The sequence below is a fragment of the Sporosarcina sp. FSL K6-3457 genome, from assembly GCF_038007285.1.
Lineage (GTDB): Bacteria > Bacillota > Bacilli > Bacillales_A > Planococcaceae > Sporosarcina.
The window spans coordinates 399,528-415,784 of sequence record NZ_JBBOWX010000001.1; the positions used below are offsets into that span (position 1 = coordinate 399,528).

Below are 16,257 nucleotides of genomic sequence, written 5' to 3' on the forward strand. Positions count from 1 at the left end.
GGGTGGGATGTTACTAGTATAGCCACATTCCCAGGAGTTAAACCTCCACAAATTGATTATTATGCAAACGTGCAAAAATCCCACCTTGATTGACTAACTCATCGTACTTACCGTCCTCGGCAATGCCGTCTTCTGTGACGACGATGACGCGGTCTGCATCACGAATAGTTGCTAGACGGTGTGCGATGACTAGTGTTGTCCGGTTTTCAGCCAGTTCAGCGAGTGATTGCTGAATGATGCGCTCTGTTTCTGTATCGAGTGCGGATGTCGCTTCATCCAAAATAAGAATCGGTGGGTTTTTCAAAAACATGCGTGCAATGGCAAGGCGTTGCTTCTGCCCACCTGATAGTTTCAATCCACGTTCTCCAATCTGTGTTTCATAGCCATCTGGAAGTGCTGCGATGAAGTCTTCCAAATGAGCTTTATGCGCAGCTTCAAACACTTCTTCGTCCGTAGCATCCAATTTCCCGTAGGCGATGTTCTCTTTAATGGTCCCTGTGAATAAAAAGACATCTTGTTGGACGATCCCGATTTGAGAACGCAACGAGTGTTGTGTCATATCGCGAATATCTAAGCCATCAATGGCGATAGCTCCTTCAGTGACATCGTAAAACCGTGGAATCAGTGAACAAATCGTTGTTTTTCCAGCACCAGATGGACCAACGAATGCGACTGTTTGTCCTGCATGAATATTTAAATCAATGCCATTGAGCACAGCTTTGTTGTCATCATAGTGGAAATGAACATCATCGAAGACGATGTTACCGTTCAAATGAGGCACGGCAATGGCGTTCGGGCGATCCAAAATTTCAGGCTCCTGTTCAATCAAATCAAGGAACCTACGGAATCCAGCCATCCCTTTCGGATACAATTCAAGTAGCGCACTAATTTTATCAACTGGTTTGATAAGTATGTTAACGAACAATACAAAGCTGACCATTTCACCGATGGACAATTTGCCGTTGTGAACGAACCATGCACCCACAACGAGTACGAGGAGTGTAACTAGCCGAGTCATCATGAACATGCTCGAATGTGTCCAAGCCATCACTTTATAGGCGATAAGTTTGGCGATTCGGAAATTGCCGTTGTCTTCGCGGAAGCGTGCAATTTCAAATTCTTCATTTGTAAAGGACTTGACAACGCGTGATCCTGAAACGGAATCCTCGACACGTGCGTTGACATCTGCAATTTTTCCGTACATGTTTTGCCACGCGGCATTCATCTTTTTATTGCAGAATGTCACAAGGGCAATTAGGAACGGAACCATAATGATAGCGATAAGCGCAAGTTCTGGATTGATGTTATACATGAGGATGAACGCACCAATAATGGTCATAATGGCAATGAAAACATCCTCTGGACCATGGTGAGCTAGTTCTCCAATGTCGAATAAATCATTCGTAATTCGGCTCATAATATGTCCTGTCTTTGTGTTGTCGAAAAATCGGAATGATTGCCTGTGTACATGATTGAACAACTGTTGGCGCATATCGGTCTCGATATTGATGCCTAACTTGTGCCCAAAATAGCTAACGACATATTGTAGGACTGTACTGAGTAAGTAAATAAGCAGCAGTAAAATACTCACCGTGATGACAGTTCTCCAATTTCCAGTCGGCAACAAATCATCGATAAACCATTGGACCGCAACGGGGAAGGCCAAATCGAGCAGTGCTACGAAAATAGCACTGGAAAAGTCAATGATGAATAACCGTCTATGCGGCTTATAATAAGAAAAGAATTTCTTTAACATGTAGTAAAATCCCCTTTCCTTTGATAATGGTTAGTATAGCGGATTTTGTGTAGGAAAACGACTTATTTATTTCTAATCCCGAAGTAATCGATTTCTGTGTCTTTTGATATAGTTGTTGTATTGAGTCTTACTGTCCAATTTTATTTCATTTATCCAAAAAGGGAACTCTTTCTATTATGTACCGTATGAATAGATGTAGTAAAAAGAGGATATGGAAGGAAGCGAATGACATGAAGAATTGGATAAAAGGGATGGCGGTCGGTGTTCTTGCACTTGGACTTGCCGCTTGTAATGCGCCTGCAGAGCCTAAAACAGATACTGAGACAGGTAAAAAAGTAGAGCTTGAAGAACCAAGTGGGTTGACGGCACAGGAAGTATTCGAAAAGGCAACGGCAGCATCGGCTGAACAAACAAGTATGCAGGCAGCTATGAATATTGACCAGCTGATTGAGATACCTAGTCAGGATCTAACGATGAATAGCAAAATTAACATGGACATGGATATGATTATTGACCCGTTGGCTATGTATCAGAAGATGGATGTGGACATGGGAGAACAAGGTGCAATGAAAATGGAAGTGTACATGACAGAAGAAGGATTCTTTATGAATGAATCTGAATCTGGCCAATGGATTAAGCTACCGAGCGAAATGTATGAGGAATTGCTTGGAGAAGTGGGTAGCGCGGATCCGACACTTGATATGAGTATGTTCAAGGAGTTTGTAGAAGACTTCAAGTTTGAACAGACGGACGATGAGTATATTCTTAAACTGTCAGCTTCAGGGGATAAGTTCAGCAAGCTGTTCAAAGAACTTGCGATGGAAAACTTACCAGCAGGTGTAGATGCGAATGCGGAAGCAGCGGAATTAATGGAGAATATAGAAGTGACAAGTTTGGAGTATGAAATTTTCATCGACAAAAAGACATTTTACACAAATGCTTTCAATATGAAAATGGACATGACGATGGTCGTTGATGGTGAGGAAATGCGCTTGGATCAGAAGATCGACGCGAAGCTAAGTAAGATCAATGAAATTGATAAAATTGAAATTCCACAAGAAGTACTTGATAACGCTTTGGATATTAATGAAGCGATGGGACAGTAAATGCAAGCGCCGGATAACCATTCCGGCGTTTTTTGGTGTGTAAAAAATATGATAATGTCACTCTGGCCGGCTACGCCCTGTGAAAGAAATGATTAAAGAAGTCGAAGAAGCATTGTAAGATGAGAAAAGGATTGGTTCACTTAATAGTGGATCAATCCTTTTTTTGTCGTGTGCTAGTTGTAATCCTTTTGTTTATTGTTAGAACAATAGGTATATTGGGATTTAATAGTTAAATATGTGATAAGATGAATGTACTAGAGTGGCACAAAAAAACAATTCAAGTGAGGTGAAATCGTTATGGTGAAATCGATTTCCGTGAAAGCAGAAACGGTGGAAGAAGCTGTCCAACTGGCATTATCTATTTTGGAATTGAAGATGGAAGAAGTGCAAGTTGAAGTTGTAACGAATCCCAAACGAAATCTATTTGGTTTACGAAAAATGATGGCTGAAGTGACCGTCACGCAGTTAAAAGAGGAAATGATGGAAGATGCGGTTGAACAATACATTAAAATGGCACCGCCTACAAGTGATGGGGTTAAGCATGGCTTGAATATAGCGGTGGAAGAAAAAGCGTTCGGAATTCGCCTGGCGGATGGCAAAATTGAAGCTGTATTTTCTGGTGGAAATTATCCAATCGTCTCCCCTAGAGAAAATGTTAAGCTGACTGTCAATGGAGAACAGGTCAGGGAAAGAACAATGATTTTACCGAGTGATGAAGTTAAAGTGACTGTGCATGATGAGCTCATACCACCGCAGTTTTCGATTCAATTAATGGAGAAAGATATGTTGGCGATGCTTACTTTTATACCTGGTAAAAGGGTTACACGTACGTTAAGTGATACGGAATTCAAGAAGGTACTTCAGATTGAGGCTGAAGAGGAAATTGAATATTATAATGATATAGAGCCCCAACTAATTGTTGAGCGGTTGAAATCGATGGGGATAGGAAAAGGGTTGATTTTTCCAGCTATCAAAAAAGTGACTGAAGTGGATAAGCCATATGAAATTATTGTGGCGAAGGGTGTATCACCCATTGAAGGGCTTGATGGGGATTTGGAGATGCATATCGATTACAAAGAGAAGGTACCAGGTGAATTGGAAAAGGTTGATTTTCGTGAATTGAACTTGATTGTTTCCGTGGAGGCGGGTCAGGTGATTGCGACATATATACCATCGGTTCCTGGTACAGATGGTAGCAACCTTCTCGGCAAGGCGATTGCAGCTCGGAAGGTGGAGGATATTGTAGTACGTGCGGGTAAGAATGTTGCGCAAATGGGTAATGACATCGTAGCTGAGATATCTGGAAGACCATCAGTCGATTGGCGAAAAAAATTGGTGCAGATTGATGTTAATCCTGAACTTTTTCATAAAGGTGAAGTCGATTTGGAGAGCGGTAATATTCGCTTTGAAGGAGATGTACGAATTGGTGGTAGCGTTCAAACGGCTATGTTTGTTGGGGCAACAGGGACGATTTACATCGAAGGGACTGTCACCAAAGCGACTATTCATGCTGTAAAATCTGCGATTGTGAAAGGAAATATTTTTTCATCGACAATTAGTGTAGGTCAACAGGAAGTTGTTATTGGTGAGCTAACGTCACAGCTGAAGGAAATCTTAGATTTATTAGAACAAATTCAAGAGGCTATTCATAGGGTGCTAGCGATTCGAGGGGATGAAGGGGATGACCTAACGACGTCCGAGTTGAATCATTTGATTCGGTTGCTTCTTGAAAAGAAATATCCGACATTCCAAGAGTTGAACAAGAATTTCATTCAGAAGGTGAAAAATAATTCGCAACAGCTGTCAGCTGAATGGACTACGCTAGCAGATAAACTCTATACAGTATTTGTTACTTCACAGCATAAGAAATTAGAAGATACGGCTAGCTTCGGATTACTTATTGAGGAAGTTAGACTGCTGGTGGAATTGTATGGGGTTAAAATGTCGCAGGCGGTTCTTTCTGTGCCCTATGCGATTAATAGTGTGTTGTATAGTAGTGGCACGATTGAAGTGACGTCGAAAGGTGTTTACCATAGTTCGGTGACGGCTGGCGATAGTATTCACGTGCAAGGAGTATGTCGTGGTGGGGAAATCATTGCAACGCATAAGATTTCTTTGCAAGAGACAGGTTCGGTCAACATTGTAAAGACGGTTGTGCGAACAGGAGCGCAGGGGACTATTACGATTGGTCTTGCGCATGCTGGAACAGAAATTCAGATTGGCAATAAGCAGTATACATTTATGGATAAAAAGATGGGTGTTTTTGCAAAGTTGGATGAGGAAGGAAATCTGGTTGTTAGTTGAGACGTTATGCTTCCAGCCTGTGAGCGCAGTCTAGTTTAGGAGTAATGTTGCTAGGTTTTGCGCTAGCGTTGCCAAGTTTGCTGAAAACGTTGCTAAGCTGCCTATTCATGTTGTTTACTTTCTCAAAATCCATTGTGCTGTCTTGAATAGTAGAGTATAATGACAACTGTCAAGACACTATGGTTTTCAATAAGGAGCAGACATATTGTGAGCAAAAAACATGAGGGCATTTCTAGGAATAAATTATTAGGGCTTGCAGGTACAGGTTGGATGTTCGACGCGATGGATGTCGGTATTTTGTCGTTTGTCATTGCGGCATTAGCGATAGAGTGGCAGTTGTCACCTGCCGAGATGGGCTGGATTGGTAGTGTGAATTCGATTGGGATGGCTGTTGGGGCATTGGGATTTGGCATGCTAGCGGATCGGATTGGACGCAAAAATGTCTTTATGATGACGCTTGTCCTTTTCTCGGTGGCTAGTGGATTATCGGCGTTGACGATGACGCTTACGGCGTTTCTGATTTTGCGCTTTTTTGTTGGTGCTGGATTAGGTGGCGAGTTGCCTGTTGCTTCAACATTAGTATCAGAAAGTGTGGCCGCGCATGAACGAGGCCGTGTTGTTGTATTACTTGAAAGTTTTTGGGCAGTGGGCTGGATAATGGCCGCGCTGATTTCGTACTTTGTTATTCCGCACTTTGGTTGGCGGGTTGCGTTAATCATTACGGCGTTACCGGCATTTTATGCAATTTACTTGCGTCGGAAATTACCAGATTCACCTAAATTCGAAGCAGATGGCAAACCGAAGCAATCTGCTTTGGAAAAAATACAGTTGCTGTGGTCAAAAAAGTATGCACGTCGAACGTTAATGCTATGGATTGTCTGGTTTACGGTTGTATTTTCGTATTACGGCATGTTCCTATGGCTGCCAAGCGTCATGGTCATAAAAGGTTTCAGTATGATTAAGAGTTTTGGTTACGTGCTTATTATGACGCTCGCACAATTACCAGGTTATTTTTCGGCAGCATGGTTGATTGAACGAGCAGGGCGTAAGTTTGTGTTAGCGACGTATTTGCTTGGAACAGCGGTCAGTGCTTTTGTCTTCGGGAGTGCGGAGACATTGCCGATGCTGTTGACTTTTGGTGCTTTGCTATCCTTCTTCAATTTGGGCGCATGGGGAGCCCTCTATGCTTATTCACCAGAACAATACCCAACGGCAATCCGTGCAACAGGTTCTGGAATGGCAGCTGCGGTTGGGCGGGTAGGTGGTATTTTCGGGCCGTTACTGGTGGGTTCATTGCTTGCGGCTGGTTATGGATTTGGTTTGATCTTCGGAATTTTCTGTGGTGCAATTGTTCTCGGTGTGTTGGCTGTTGTCTTTTTGGGAACAGAAACAAAACAATTAGAGTTGGAATAAATGCTGACCTACCTTTTTTACTGGGTAGGTCTTTTTGAGAATATAATCTATGTACCTCACATAGTATGGCAGTAGGATTGAAAAGGGGAGATTATATATTGAGGCCGCTCATACTAGATGTAGAAATGGACACGTCATCCAAGCGTTTGATTGCGCGTAGCCGTTTTTCTCAGAAAATAATACAAATGCTCAGGAAAAAAGGGCGCTCAGCAGAAAATAACTATTATCCGCTCCCCCCGCGAAAATGATAAGAGTAGGCCTTACCTTGTGTAGGGTTTATTTTTTTGATTACTGAATATTGAAACCTTTACTGCCATTCATCCGTAAAAGAAGTAAGGTTGGAAGGGGTTGAGAAGATGTCAGTACGTGAGTTTACTGTGAAAATCTCACCAACGACAGCGATGAGTATGATTGAATCCTATGTAGTGGGAGGAAGCATTAGTGGAACACTTGTCGATCGGTATGTCAGGAAGGTTGGAGAGTACGAGGTTCATGTTATGGTGCTAGAGAAGTATTATATGCGGTCAAGCAACCGGGCATCATTGACAGTTACGATTGATGATTTTGGTGAAGATACAAAGGTTCATGTAGTTGCGTCTGGTGGATCAGAAGGTGTTTTCTTCCGCTTTGACTGGGGGGCAGGCAATAGCTTTGCGAACAGTGTGGAGACGGCTTTGGGCACTTCAATTATAGATGGGGTATAAAGTCTTTCCTTTAGGGGGAAGGCTTTTTTTGAACGTCTAGTCTCCGGGCGCCAGATGCTCGGGTCATAAGCCATATTGGCTGTCGCATCTAAACGGACGCCCTGCGCTTTTGGTGATAGACTAAAAAGAAATGAGGGGGTGTTCTGATGTTCCGTATTCCTGAGTCGATTGCGATCCTTGGTAAAGAACGGATTGCGGGTTTTCCGGTGGAGGGGTTTATTTATGGGGAAGGTCCGCAAAAGCCTGAGCTCATGCTGATTGGGGAAGCACCAGGTGAATTTGAGCTGGTGGATGGCATTCCGTTTATCGGCCGTGCTGGGAAGGAATTGATGAAGTCACTCGCAACGATAGGTCTGACACGTGAGGATGTCTATATTACAAGTGCAGTCCGTAGCAGACCATATAGATGGGGAACGAAGAAGGAACGCGATGGTACGGCGACGGAACGTAAATACAATCGACCGCCGACGACGAAAGAAATTTTGGCACATGCGCCCGTGCTCGATTATGAGTTGGCAAATATTGAGCCGAAGCTGATTGTCACGCTTGGTAATATTGGATTGCAGCGGTTACTGGGTAGAGAGACGAAGGTGACGGAACTGCATGGACAATTATTGGAGCGGCCCATCCAGTATTTGAATGAACTCGATGATACGACGTTTAATTGGACACAGAAAACATATACGATTGTGCCAACATTTCATCCGGCGTCTATTTTTTATAGGCCTTCACATAGACCTGCGTTGGATGCAGATTGGTTAGCGATTGGACGCATGTTGAAAGAGCTGAAATAAAGGAAGTGGAGGGCGATGACGATATATATACCAATTGATAAATCCTTTTTTCAAGCACCTGTCTTAGAATTGGCACAAAGTCTGCTCGGGCAGTACATTGTCCACGAACAACCGGATGGATTGCTAGTGGCACGTATTGTCGAAACGGAGGCGTATCATGGGCCAGAGGATCAGGCGGCGCATAGTTTTGGCAATCGTCGTACGAAGCGCACGGATGTGATGTTTGAAGAGGCGGGATTGGTCTACACGTACAGAATGCATACACATACGCTTATCAATGTGGTTAGTGGTCGGATTGGAACGCCGCATGCGATTTTAATCCGTGCAGTCGAGCCGATTGAAGGACTTGAGCAGATGAAAGAAAATCGTGGTATTCATTTGAAAATGAAAGATTGGACGAATGGACCGGGGAAATTGACAAAAGCATTGGGGATTACGATGGATTATTACGGTCATCATTGGTCTGAACAACCGCTGTTCATTGCCGAAGGGCCTGGGGTAGGAGAGATCATTGCGGGTCCGCGTGTGGGAATTGGCAATTCAGGCGAGGCTGTCGATTATCCGTGGCGTTTTTATGAGAGGGATAATCCATTCGTGTCAAAATATCGTATGTAATAATTTGAACAAAAAAACGCCGTCATCCAAGTGGGTGACGGCGTTTTTTGTTTATCAGTTACGCGTGTGCTAATTCAAGTTGAACGGCTGGGCCGAAGAATTCAAAGTGCACTTTGTCTTCAGGCGTGCCATGTGCATACAATTCTTTGATAACTGCTTGCATGAATGCTGTTGGTCCACAGACATAGATATCACTGCCTTCTAAGACATTAGCGGCTAGGAATTCGCGGTTGATGAAGCCATCGCCTTCTTCTGAATAAAGAGCAGCGTATGTTGAGTTAGCCATTGTATCATTCAATTGACGGAGAACGTCATCGAACGCTTGATGTTTGCGCGTTCGTGCTGAGTGTAAAAACGCTACAGGACGATCCGCTGCCGTTTTTGCAATCGTTTCATACATGCTCATCATTGGTGTGATACCGACGCCACCACTAATGAGTGTAACAGGATTGTTACTATCTGTATCGAGGTGGAAGTCACCAGCTGGAACACTGACTTCAATTGTATCGCCGATTGCCATTCCGTTATGAAGGAAGACAGATACTTTTCCGTTTGGATTGAACTCATCCTCACGCTTAACTGAGATACGATACAGGTCACCTGTCGCAGCTTGTGATAAGCTATATTGACGGTTCAATGTATACTCTTCGCCAGGGATATTTAAGCGAATTGAAATGTATTGACCAGGTTTGTAAGAAGGTAATTTTTGACCATCCACAGGTTTTAAATAGAATGATGTGATGACATCACTTTCGACGACTTTATCGGCAATTGTAAAGTCTTTGAATGTTTCCCATCCGCCGTCTGCTTGTTTAGCTTGGTCATACATGTCTTTTTCGATGCCGATAAATGCATCTGCGATGACACCGTAAGCTTCACCCCATGCAGCGATGATTTCAGGTGTAGCTGCATCACCAAGGACTTCTTTAATAGCACCTAATAGGTGATATCCAACAATTGGGTAATGTTCTTCTTTAATGCCCAATGATTTGTGTTTGTGTGCAATTTGGACAACAGCCGGTATAATAGCTGCAAGATTATCGATATTGGCAGCGGCAGCGTAAACTGTATTGGCAAGGGCTGTTTGTTGACGACCTTGTGATTGGTTTGCATGGTTAAATATATTTAACAGTTCAGGATGTTTTTCGAACATGTTCTTATAGAAAACAGTTGTGATTGTCTTTCCGTGTTGCTCTAATACAGGGACAGTTGATTTGATAATGTTAATCGTTTCTTGAGATAGCATGTGATGATGCACAACCTTTCTTGTTTGTTAACCTTACAATAAGCGATAGGCAATTTTAAAGCTATAAAAAAAATACATGTTTAAGTGAAGTTAGAAAGTTAGCCACATTTTCTTCACGTAAACGTCACAAGTGATATAATAGTATGTAGAAAGAGCGGTGAAATTATGCGTTTAACAATGTATACAGACTTTTCCTTACGTGTCCTAATATACCTTGGCACAAAGGGAACTGAGGAGAAGGCGACGGTACAGGAAATTTCAGATATATACGGTATCTCCAAAAACCATTTGACGAAAGTAGCTCATGAGCTTGGAAAAATGGGTTTGATTGAGACGACTCGTGGGCGTGGTGGAGGAATCCGACTAAACGTTGCACCGGAAATGATTAATGTTGGTGAACTTGTACGGAAGACAGAGGATGACTTCCATCTTGTCGAATGCTTCAATTCAGAGTCGAATAGTTGTATACTTTCCCCCGCCTGCCGATTAAAGGGAGCACTTCGTGAAGCGCTTGCTGCCTATTTTACGGTGTTGGACGGCTATACCATTGCTGATTTCATAGTTAATAAAGATGAATTGTCGGATATATTATTTGGTCGACCTTTGTGATAAAATGTTAGTTGAACTTATCGGGCTTTTACGGGCAGTTGAACCCCACATGCGTGTTGTTTAACGAGTTCTAAGTTTTGAAGCGGGATTCGTACTGCCAGTTAATGCGGGAAAAAGTAAATATAAAGATAAATAGGGGGCTAATTTTAATGGGAAAAGTATTAGTATTTGGACATAAAAACCCTGATACGGATTCGATCACTGCGGCGATCAGTTATGCGTATCTGAAGCAACAACTAGGAATGGATGCAGAAGCTGTACGACTTGGTGTTGTAACGAATGAGACGGCGTATGCGCTGGATTATTTCGGTTTTGAAGCACCACGTTTGATTGATAAAGCGGCACCGGATGCGGCACAGGTAATTCTTGTTGACCATAACGAGAAGCAGCAAAGTGTGGACGATTTGGATGATGTGCAGGTAATTGAAGTGGTTGACCACCATCGAATTGCTAACTTTGCAACGAGTGATCCTTTGTATTACCGTGCGGAGCCAGTTGGTTGTACAGCGACAATTTTGAATAAGCTGTATAAGGAAAATGGCGTAGCTATCCCGAAAGAGATTGCAGGACTTATGCTGTCTGCCATTATTTCGGATTCGTTGCTATTCAAATCACCAACATTTACAGAAGAGGACCGTGCAGCAGCGGATGAATTGACGGCGATTGCAGGTGTTGATGCGCAGGAATATGGACTAGCTATGTTAAAGGCTGGTGCGGATTTAAGTGATAAAACGCTTGAAGATTTGATTGAAATGGATGCAAAGGAATTTTCGTTTGGCGATGTGAAAATTGAGATTGCACAAGTGAATGCCGTTGATATTAATGATGTCATGGATCGTCAGGCTGAATTGGAAGAGCTGCTCAATGGCGTCATCGCTACGAAAGAGCTCGACTTGTTCTTATTCGTCGTGACGGATATTTTGAATAATGATTCAGTCGTTTTAGCACTCGGTAAAGAAGCAGAGCGAGCAAGTGCAGCGTTTAATGTTGAACTTGTGAATAATACAGCGACGTTGCAAGGTGTTGTTTCTCGGAAGAAGCAGATTGTACCGGTATTGACGGATGCGTTGAAATGATGAATTAGAAGAGCTGTGCCTGGGTTAGAACCGGGTGCAGCTTTTTTGCTGTTTAGTGAGTTACACTTACAGTTCTTGGTTTCTCCCTTACAGTTTGCGAAATTGCTCTTAGAGTTCGCCAATTTGCCCTGACAGTTTGGCAATGCCCTTAGAGTTTTCGGTTTCTCCCTTACAGTTTGCAAACTTGCTCTTACAGTTCACCAATTTCCCTGACAATAAGCATATTCATTGTTGCTCACTTCAATTGAACTTAAAATGAAGATAAGAAAGGTGTGTGACAAAATGAAAGTTGAAATTTGGTCGGATTATGTATGTCCATTTTGTTATATCGGTAAGCGAAGGTTTGAAGAAGCATTGAAGGAAACAGGTCTAGGGGAAAATACAGAGGTTATTTTCAAGGCATTTGAATTGGATCCGAATTCGCCGGCTACATCTGATAAGACGATGCCAGAAGTACTTGCAGAGAAATACGGAACGAGTGTGGAAGAAGCGAAGAACATGACGGGGAATGTAACTGCACAAGCAGAGTCGGTTGGACTGAACTATAACTTTGACAAAATAAGGCCTGCTAACACATTTAATGCTCACCGTCTTGCGAAGCTTGCTGAGCAGCAAGGCCTTGGAGCGCGAGTATCTGAACGGCTTTTGAAAGCGTATTTCATTGACGCTGAAAAAATTGGTACGGAGGATGTATTGCTTCGACTTGCGGAAGAAGTAGGAATTTCTCGAGAGCGTGCGCAGCAAGTACTCGAATCTGACGAGTTTGCAGCGGAAGTAAAAGCTGATATCGAAGAAGCTAAACAGATTGGCGTACAAGGTGTGCCGTTTTTCGTCATTAATCGTAAATATGCGATTTCAGGTGCACAACCTGCAGAAGCATTTGCAGAAGCACTGCGCAAAGTGGCGGAAGAAGAAGGGATTCAACCGAGCCTTAAAGTGTTAGGCGCTGATGGAGAAGGATTATGCACGGATGATGGGTGCAGTATTTAACTTAATTCAACCGGCTGAATTGGGCGCTGCATCCTGCGGGTACGCAAGCGCAATTCAAAATCCGGACGCAATTACGCCTTGGCATAATTGATAATAAAAAAGAGGCATATACGATAACCGTATGTGCCTCTTTTACATTTGGCCGGTAATGGTATATAAAAATATGGTGGCGTTATCCTTAAAAACTATTTAACATTCCAAGGCAGAATTCTCCTTCCTCAACGCAAAGCGTAGGTAGGAGATGAATGTTTGCACTTGATACGAATTTATATAGAACGTCTGTTTCGATTCATGGTATGATTGGTTGTAAGAATAATCAGTTGGGATAGATTGGAGAGATGAATATGATTCGTTGTCTTAAAACATCTTTTCGGGCGAATAAGGAAATGATTGACCGATTATTTCAGTGTAATCAAGTTTCTGGGGAAGTATGGAATCGCTGTTTGGAACTTGTGAAAGAACATCATCTAAAAACGGGGAAATAGATCACGAAAAGCGAATTACAAAAAAATACAAAAGGAGTCTATCCGATTCATTCCCAATCAGTACAAGCTGTTTGCCATAAATATTTATTTGCCCGAGATTCGGCAAATAAAGCTAGAAAAGCAGGTATTTGTCCACCAAAAAAAGCACTCCACAGTAATTGCAATTACTGTGGAGTGCTTTTCTAATTAACTTCAAATCATTGAGCTGGGTTTACTTGTAGGTCGATTGAAATTTTAATGTCGTCTCCTACAAGAACGCCGCCTGCTTCAAGTGCTTGGTTCCATGTAAGGCCAAACTCTTTTCTTGAAATTTTTCCGTCTACTTCGAAAGCTGCAACATCAATGCCCCAAGGATTTTTCCCTGTACCTTCGTAAGATGCTTCAAACGTAATTTTTTTCGTTACGTCTTTAATTGTCATATCGCCTGTTACATCGTAGTCGTTGCCTTTTTTCACGATATCTGTTGAAACAAATGTGATGCTCGGATACGTTTCTGTATCAAAGAAGTCCCCAGAACGAAGGTGATTGTCTCGGTCTTCGCTATTTGTATTGATAGAAGAGGCGTCGATTTTGAAATCGATTTTTGCGCCTGTTAAATCTTCTGGGTTTCCTTCAAGTGTGCCTTCAACTGATCCAAAGCTACCTTTTACTTTCGAAACCATCATATGCTTTACTGTAAAACCAACACTCGTGTGTGAAGCGTCTACTGTCCATTTTGTCATTGTTAAAACTTCCTTTCTGAAATAAGATCTGTTCTCACTATATAACCTCTATATCTTGAAGTCAAGATAAATATCTCGAATTTGAGATACATTTTTATTTGAGATGCGAAATATGCTATGCCTATTGATGAAATTGCTTGTCAAAAGAAAAAAATCCAAGCATACTATGAAAGGAGTCAACGATGCGTTTAGCTCGTTTTAAAGGTGGCGAGATTACATATAAAGTCTACCCGGCTCAGGAAAGTTTCAAACCCAGGTTGGATTGTAATGGATATGTTTTATTGAAAGGATTGAATGTTGATGTCGAAGCATCAATGGCTTGAGGAGCTTCAAACTACAATTACACAAGGTACATTGCTAGTAGATGAACCGCTATGTAAATATACGATGACAAAGCTTGGAGGGGCTGCAGATCTTCTTGTGATTCCTGCAACGATAGATGAGACAGCCGCAACGATACGGTATGCATCCGACAATGAAATCCCGTTGCTGTTACTTGGCAATGGGTCAAATATGGTTGTAAGGGATGGTGGTGTCAGAGGAATCGTTCTGCATCTCGCAGAGCTTAACGGCATCCAGATTGATGGAACGCATGTCCATGCAGAGGCGGGTGCACTTATTATTGACGTGTCGAAGCATGCTGCAGCAGCGACTTTGACAGGTCTTGAGTTTGCGTGTGGTATCCCAGGTTCGATCGGAGGCGCCATGGCAATGAATGCGGGTGCATACGGTGGGGAAATTAAAGATATTATTGTGCAAGCAACTGTGCTAACGAAGTCTGGACAGCAACTTGTCTTGTCTAAAGATGAACTAGAGCTCGGTTATCGTCAAAGTATTATCGCTAAAGAAGGCTATTATGTCCTGTCTGCTGATTTCGAATTGGCCGAGGGGGAACAGGAAGTTATCGATGCAAAGGTAGCGGATTTAACTTTTCAGCGCGAATCAAAGCAGCCGCTTGAATATCCTTCAGCGGGAAGTGTCTTTAAGCGACCACCGGGCTATTTTGCCGGGAAATTGATTCAAGACTGTGGCTTGCAAGGCAAGGGACGTGGCGGTGCCGAAGTATCGCTGAAGCACGCTGGCTTTATTATTAATAAAAACAATGCAACGGCTTCTGATTACATTCAGACCATTGAAATGGTGAAAGTAGAGGTGAAAAAGAAGTTCGATGTGGATTTAGAGCTTGAAGTGAAAATTGTTGGTGAGGAAATATAGAAAAGCGGAAGTCGCCATGTAGACGTGACAAGCGCTGGCCGACTAAGTTCGCCACGTCCTGTGGCAACGTCGGCAATAGAACATCCTGTACGTCGGAAGACTTGAAGATAAAGGCGCTCTTTGCCTTTATCAGCAAGTAGAAGGCAGTCTAAAATCGCCACGTCCTGTGGCAACAAAGAGGGATGAAGTTCAATCCCTCTCCACTGCATGACCTACATCCTGTAGGCCCAAGCGACTCGAACGTCTGGCGCCTGGAGTCTAGACAAGATAATAGAAAAGCGGATGCCTTGTTGAAATGGGCATCCGCTTTTCTTTATTTCTCAATTTGACAGCTGAGCAGTGAAGGATCGGTCACTTGATCATCTGTAATATGCACTTGGCACATTTTGTTGTTGCTCATGAACTTGAATAATCCATTATTGAAATCAGTCCCGATTTCCTTGAAGAAGATTCCTTCAAAGCGAGCTTCTTTTGATAATGTGAAACAGATTCGAAAGCTGTCGCCCTCTTCCATTAAGTAGGCACGAACACCTTTTTCAAACATCCCGTCAATCTCATCTTTGATGGCGCGATCGACAGAGACCACGTGGAAATCAACGAACGTAATCTCACGTAACAAGACGTTCATGAACGAACCTTTTGTGATTTCTTCCCATCGACTTTGAGCAGTTTGCCCAATAATGATTTGTGTGATGTTGTGCTGATGTGCCACTTCTTTAATGACTTTGGCGGAAGGACGCTTTTCGTTATCGCGTATAATAAACTCCTCAACATCGAGCTCTTCAGCAAGCTCCTGCCAACGCTCGATGTAGTCTGATTTCTCCGCATCAAACTCATCATTTGGAAGCGGGTCGACTGTTAAAATATACAGTGGACAGTCCATGATTGTCGCCATTTTATGTCCGCGTCTAATGAGACGTTCACCATTTGGACCGTAGTAGACACAAACGAGAATACTCTCGTCCATACGACCTTTTACTTTGCCCATGACGGTAGTTCACCTCTTAAATGTTATTGTGTGTTAAAATCCGTTTATCTGAATTCAGATAAAGCCTCCGACGGATGTCACGGATAGTACTTAGTTAAATGTCGATTGAAAACCAAACTAGTATATATGAAAAAGCTGATTTTGACAAGATACTTGCGTGTGAAAACATTACAAAGTGCGTAGTGTTTCATTTTAGTGTATAATTTACCTTGATTCAGTGGAAATCCCAGCTTA

The 16,257-nt window shown here is 42.6% G+C and carries 14 protein-coding genes; 10 read left to right on the forward strand and 4 right to left on the reverse strand.

Annotated elements, in window-relative coordinates:
- Nucleotides 1-37: 37 nt before the first annotated feature.
- On the reverse strand, nucleotides 38-1,756 hold the full coding sequence (locus N1I80_RS02015) for an ABC transporter ATP-binding protein (protein WP_340736306.1): 1,719 nt from the start codon (nucleotides 1,754-1,756) through the stop codon (nucleotides 38-40).
- A gap of 230 nt (nucleotides 1,757-1,986) precedes the next feature.
- Here N1I80_RS02015 and N1I80_RS02020 point away from each other — a divergent pair, with 230 nt between their 5' ends.
- From N1I80_RS02020 to N1I80_RS02045, 6 genes are all read left to right on the forward strand, one after another.
- A complete protein-coding gene (locus N1I80_RS02020; RefSeq protein ID WP_340736307.1) occupies nucleotides 1,987-2,862 on the forward strand; it encodes a DUF6612 family protein in 876 nt (291 codons plus the stop codon).
- 297 nt (nucleotides 2,863-3,159) lie between these two features.
- Nucleotides 3,160-5,166, forward strand: a complete 2,007-nt coding sequence (locus N1I80_RS02025; RefSeq protein ID WP_340736308.1) for a FapA family protein — start codon at nucleotides 3,160-3,162, stop codon at nucleotides 5,164-5,166.
- A gap of 270 nt (nucleotides 5,167-5,436) precedes the next feature.
- Nucleotides 5,437-6,579 carry an MFS transporter gene (locus tag N1I80_RS02030; protein ID WP_340739946.1) on the forward strand — a complete coding sequence of 381 codons (1,143 nt, stop codon included), beginning with the start codon at nucleotides 5,437-5,439 and terminating at the stop codon, nucleotides 6,577-6,579.
- Between the two features lie 356 nt (nucleotides 6,580-6,935).
- On the forward strand, nucleotides 6,936-7,283 hold the full coding sequence (locus tag N1I80_RS02035; RefSeq protein WP_340736309.1) for a DUF6054 family protein: 348 nt from the start codon (nucleotides 6,936-6,938) through the stop codon (nucleotides 7,281-7,283).
- A gap of 146 nt (nucleotides 7,284-7,429) precedes the next feature.
- Nucleotides 7,430-8,077, forward strand: coding sequence for a uracil-DNA glycosylase (locus N1I80_RS02040; RefSeq protein ID WP_340736310.1), 648 nt, complete (start codon nucleotides 7,430-7,432; stop codon nucleotides 8,075-8,077).
- 15 nt (nucleotides 8,078-8,092) lie between these two features.
- Nucleotides 8,093-8,692, forward strand: coding sequence for a DNA-3-methyladenine glycosylase (locus N1I80_RS02045; protein WP_340736311.1), 600 nt, complete (start codon nucleotides 8,093-8,095; stop codon nucleotides 8,690-8,692).
- 58 nt (nucleotides 8,693-8,750) lie between these two features.
- Here N1I80_RS02045 and hmpA read toward each other — a convergent pair whose 3' ends face one another.
- A complete protein-coding gene (hmpA, locus tag N1I80_RS02050; RefSeq protein ID WP_340736312.1) occupies nucleotides 8,751-9,938 on the reverse strand; it encodes an NO-inducible flavohemoprotein in 1,188 nt (395 codons plus the stop codon).
- 165 nt (nucleotides 9,939-10,103) lie between these two features.
- Between hmpA and N1I80_RS02055 the strand changes: the two genes are divergently transcribed.
- The 3 genes from N1I80_RS02055 to N1I80_RS02065 all read left to right on the forward strand — a co-directional run bounded on the left by N1I80_RS02055 (nucleotide 10,104) and on the right by N1I80_RS02065 (nucleotide 12,613).
- The gene (locus N1I80_RS02055) at nucleotides 10,104-10,547 is read left to right on the forward strand and encodes an RrF2 family transcriptional regulator (RefSeq protein ID WP_340736313.1); all 444 of its coding nucleotides are present in this window, start codon (nucleotides 10,104-10,106) and stop codon (nucleotides 10,545-10,547) included.
- 149 nt (nucleotides 10,548-10,696) lie between these two features.
- Nucleotides 10,697-11,623: a manganese-dependent inorganic pyrophosphatase gene (locus N1I80_RS02060; protein WP_340736314.1), complete on the forward strand. Its 927-nt coding sequence runs from the start codon at nucleotides 10,697-10,699 to the stop codon at nucleotides 11,621-11,623.
- A gap of 282 nt (nucleotides 11,624-11,905) precedes the next feature.
- The gene (locus N1I80_RS02065) at nucleotides 11,906-12,613 is read left to right on the forward strand and encodes a DsbA family oxidoreductase (protein WP_340736315.1); all 708 of its coding nucleotides are present in this window, start codon (nucleotides 11,906-11,908) and stop codon (nucleotides 12,611-12,613) included.
- Nucleotides 12,614-13,295: 682 nt separating this feature from the next.
- On the opposite strand, the gene N1I80_RS02070 is transcribed toward N1I80_RS02065, so the two are convergent.
- The gene (locus N1I80_RS02070; RefSeq protein WP_340736316.1) at nucleotides 13,296-13,820 is read right to left on the reverse strand and encodes a YceI family protein; all 525 of its coding nucleotides are present in this window, start codon (nucleotides 13,818-13,820) and stop codon (nucleotides 13,296-13,298) included.
- Between the two features lie 300 nt (nucleotides 13,821-14,120).
- Between N1I80_RS02070 and murB the strand changes: the two genes are divergently transcribed.
- Nucleotides 14,121-15,035, forward strand: coding sequence for a UDP-N-acetylmuramate dehydrogenase (gene murB / locus N1I80_RS02075; protein WP_340736317.1), 915 nt, complete (start codon nucleotides 14,121-14,123; stop codon nucleotides 15,033-15,035).
- Between the two features lie 313 nt (nucleotides 15,036-15,348).
- On the opposite strand, the gene N1I80_RS02080 is transcribed toward murB, so the two are convergent.
- On the reverse strand, nucleotides 15,349-16,023 hold the full coding sequence (locus N1I80_RS02080) for a universal stress protein (RefSeq protein ID WP_340736318.1): 675 nt from the start codon (nucleotides 16,021-16,023) through the stop codon (nucleotides 15,349-15,351).
- Nucleotides 16,024-16,257: the final 234 nt, after the last annotated feature.

Excerpts from the sequence above, each read along its gene's own strand:
- N1I80_RS02055 (WP_340736313.1), top strand. The coding sequence starts at position 10,104 with ATGCGTTTAACAATGTATACAGACTTTTCCTTACGTGTCCTAATATAC.
- N1I80_RS02030 (WP_340739946.1), top strand. The coding sequence starts at position 5,437 with ATGTTCGACGCGATGGATGTCGGTATTTTGTCGTTTGTCATTGCGGCA.
- N1I80_RS02025 (WP_340736308.1), top strand. The coding sequence starts at position 3,160 with ATGGTGAAATCGATTTCCGTGAAAGCAGAAACGGTGGAAGAAGCTGTC.
- murB (WP_340736317.1), top strand. The coding sequence starts at position 14,121 with ATGTCGAAGCATCAATGGCTTGAGGAGCTTCAAACTACAATTACACAA.
- N1I80_RS02080 (WP_340736318.1), bottom strand. The coding sequence starts at position 16,023 with ATGGGCAAAGTAAAAGGTCGTATGGACGAGAGTATTCTCGTTTGTGTC.
- N1I80_RS02060 (WP_340736314.1), top strand. The coding sequence starts at position 10,697 with ATGGGAAAAGTATTAGTATTTGGACATAAAAACCCTGATACGGATTCG.
- N1I80_RS02040 (WP_340736310.1), top strand. The coding sequence starts at position 7,430 with ATGTTCCGTATTCCTGAGTCGATTGCGATCCTTGGTAAAGAACGGATT.
- N1I80_RS02070 (WP_340736316.1), bottom strand. The coding sequence starts at position 13,820 with ATGACAAAATGGACAGTAGACGCTTCACACACGAGTGTTGGTTTTACA.
- N1I80_RS02045 (WP_340736311.1), top strand. The coding sequence starts at position 8,093 with ATGACGATATATATACCAATTGATAAATCCTTTTTTCAAGCACCTGTC.
- N1I80_RS02035 (WP_340736309.1), top strand. The coding sequence starts at position 6,936 with ATGTCAGTACGTGAGTTTACTGTGAAAATCTCACCAACGACAGCGATG.
- hmpA (WP_340736312.1), bottom strand. The coding sequence starts at position 9,938 with ATGCTATCTCAAGAAACGATTAACATTATCAAATCAACTGTCCCTGTA.
- N1I80_RS02020 (WP_340736307.1), top strand. The coding sequence starts at position 1,987 with ATGAAGAATTGGATAAAAGGGATGGCGGTCGGTGTTCTTGCACTTGGA.
- N1I80_RS02065 (WP_340736315.1), top strand. The coding sequence starts at position 11,906 with ATGAAAGTTGAAATTTGGTCGGATTATGTATGTCCATTTTGTTATATC.
- N1I80_RS02015 (WP_340736306.1), bottom strand. The coding sequence starts at position 1,756 with ATGTTAAAGAAATTCTTTTCTTATTATAAGCCGCATAGACGGTTATTC.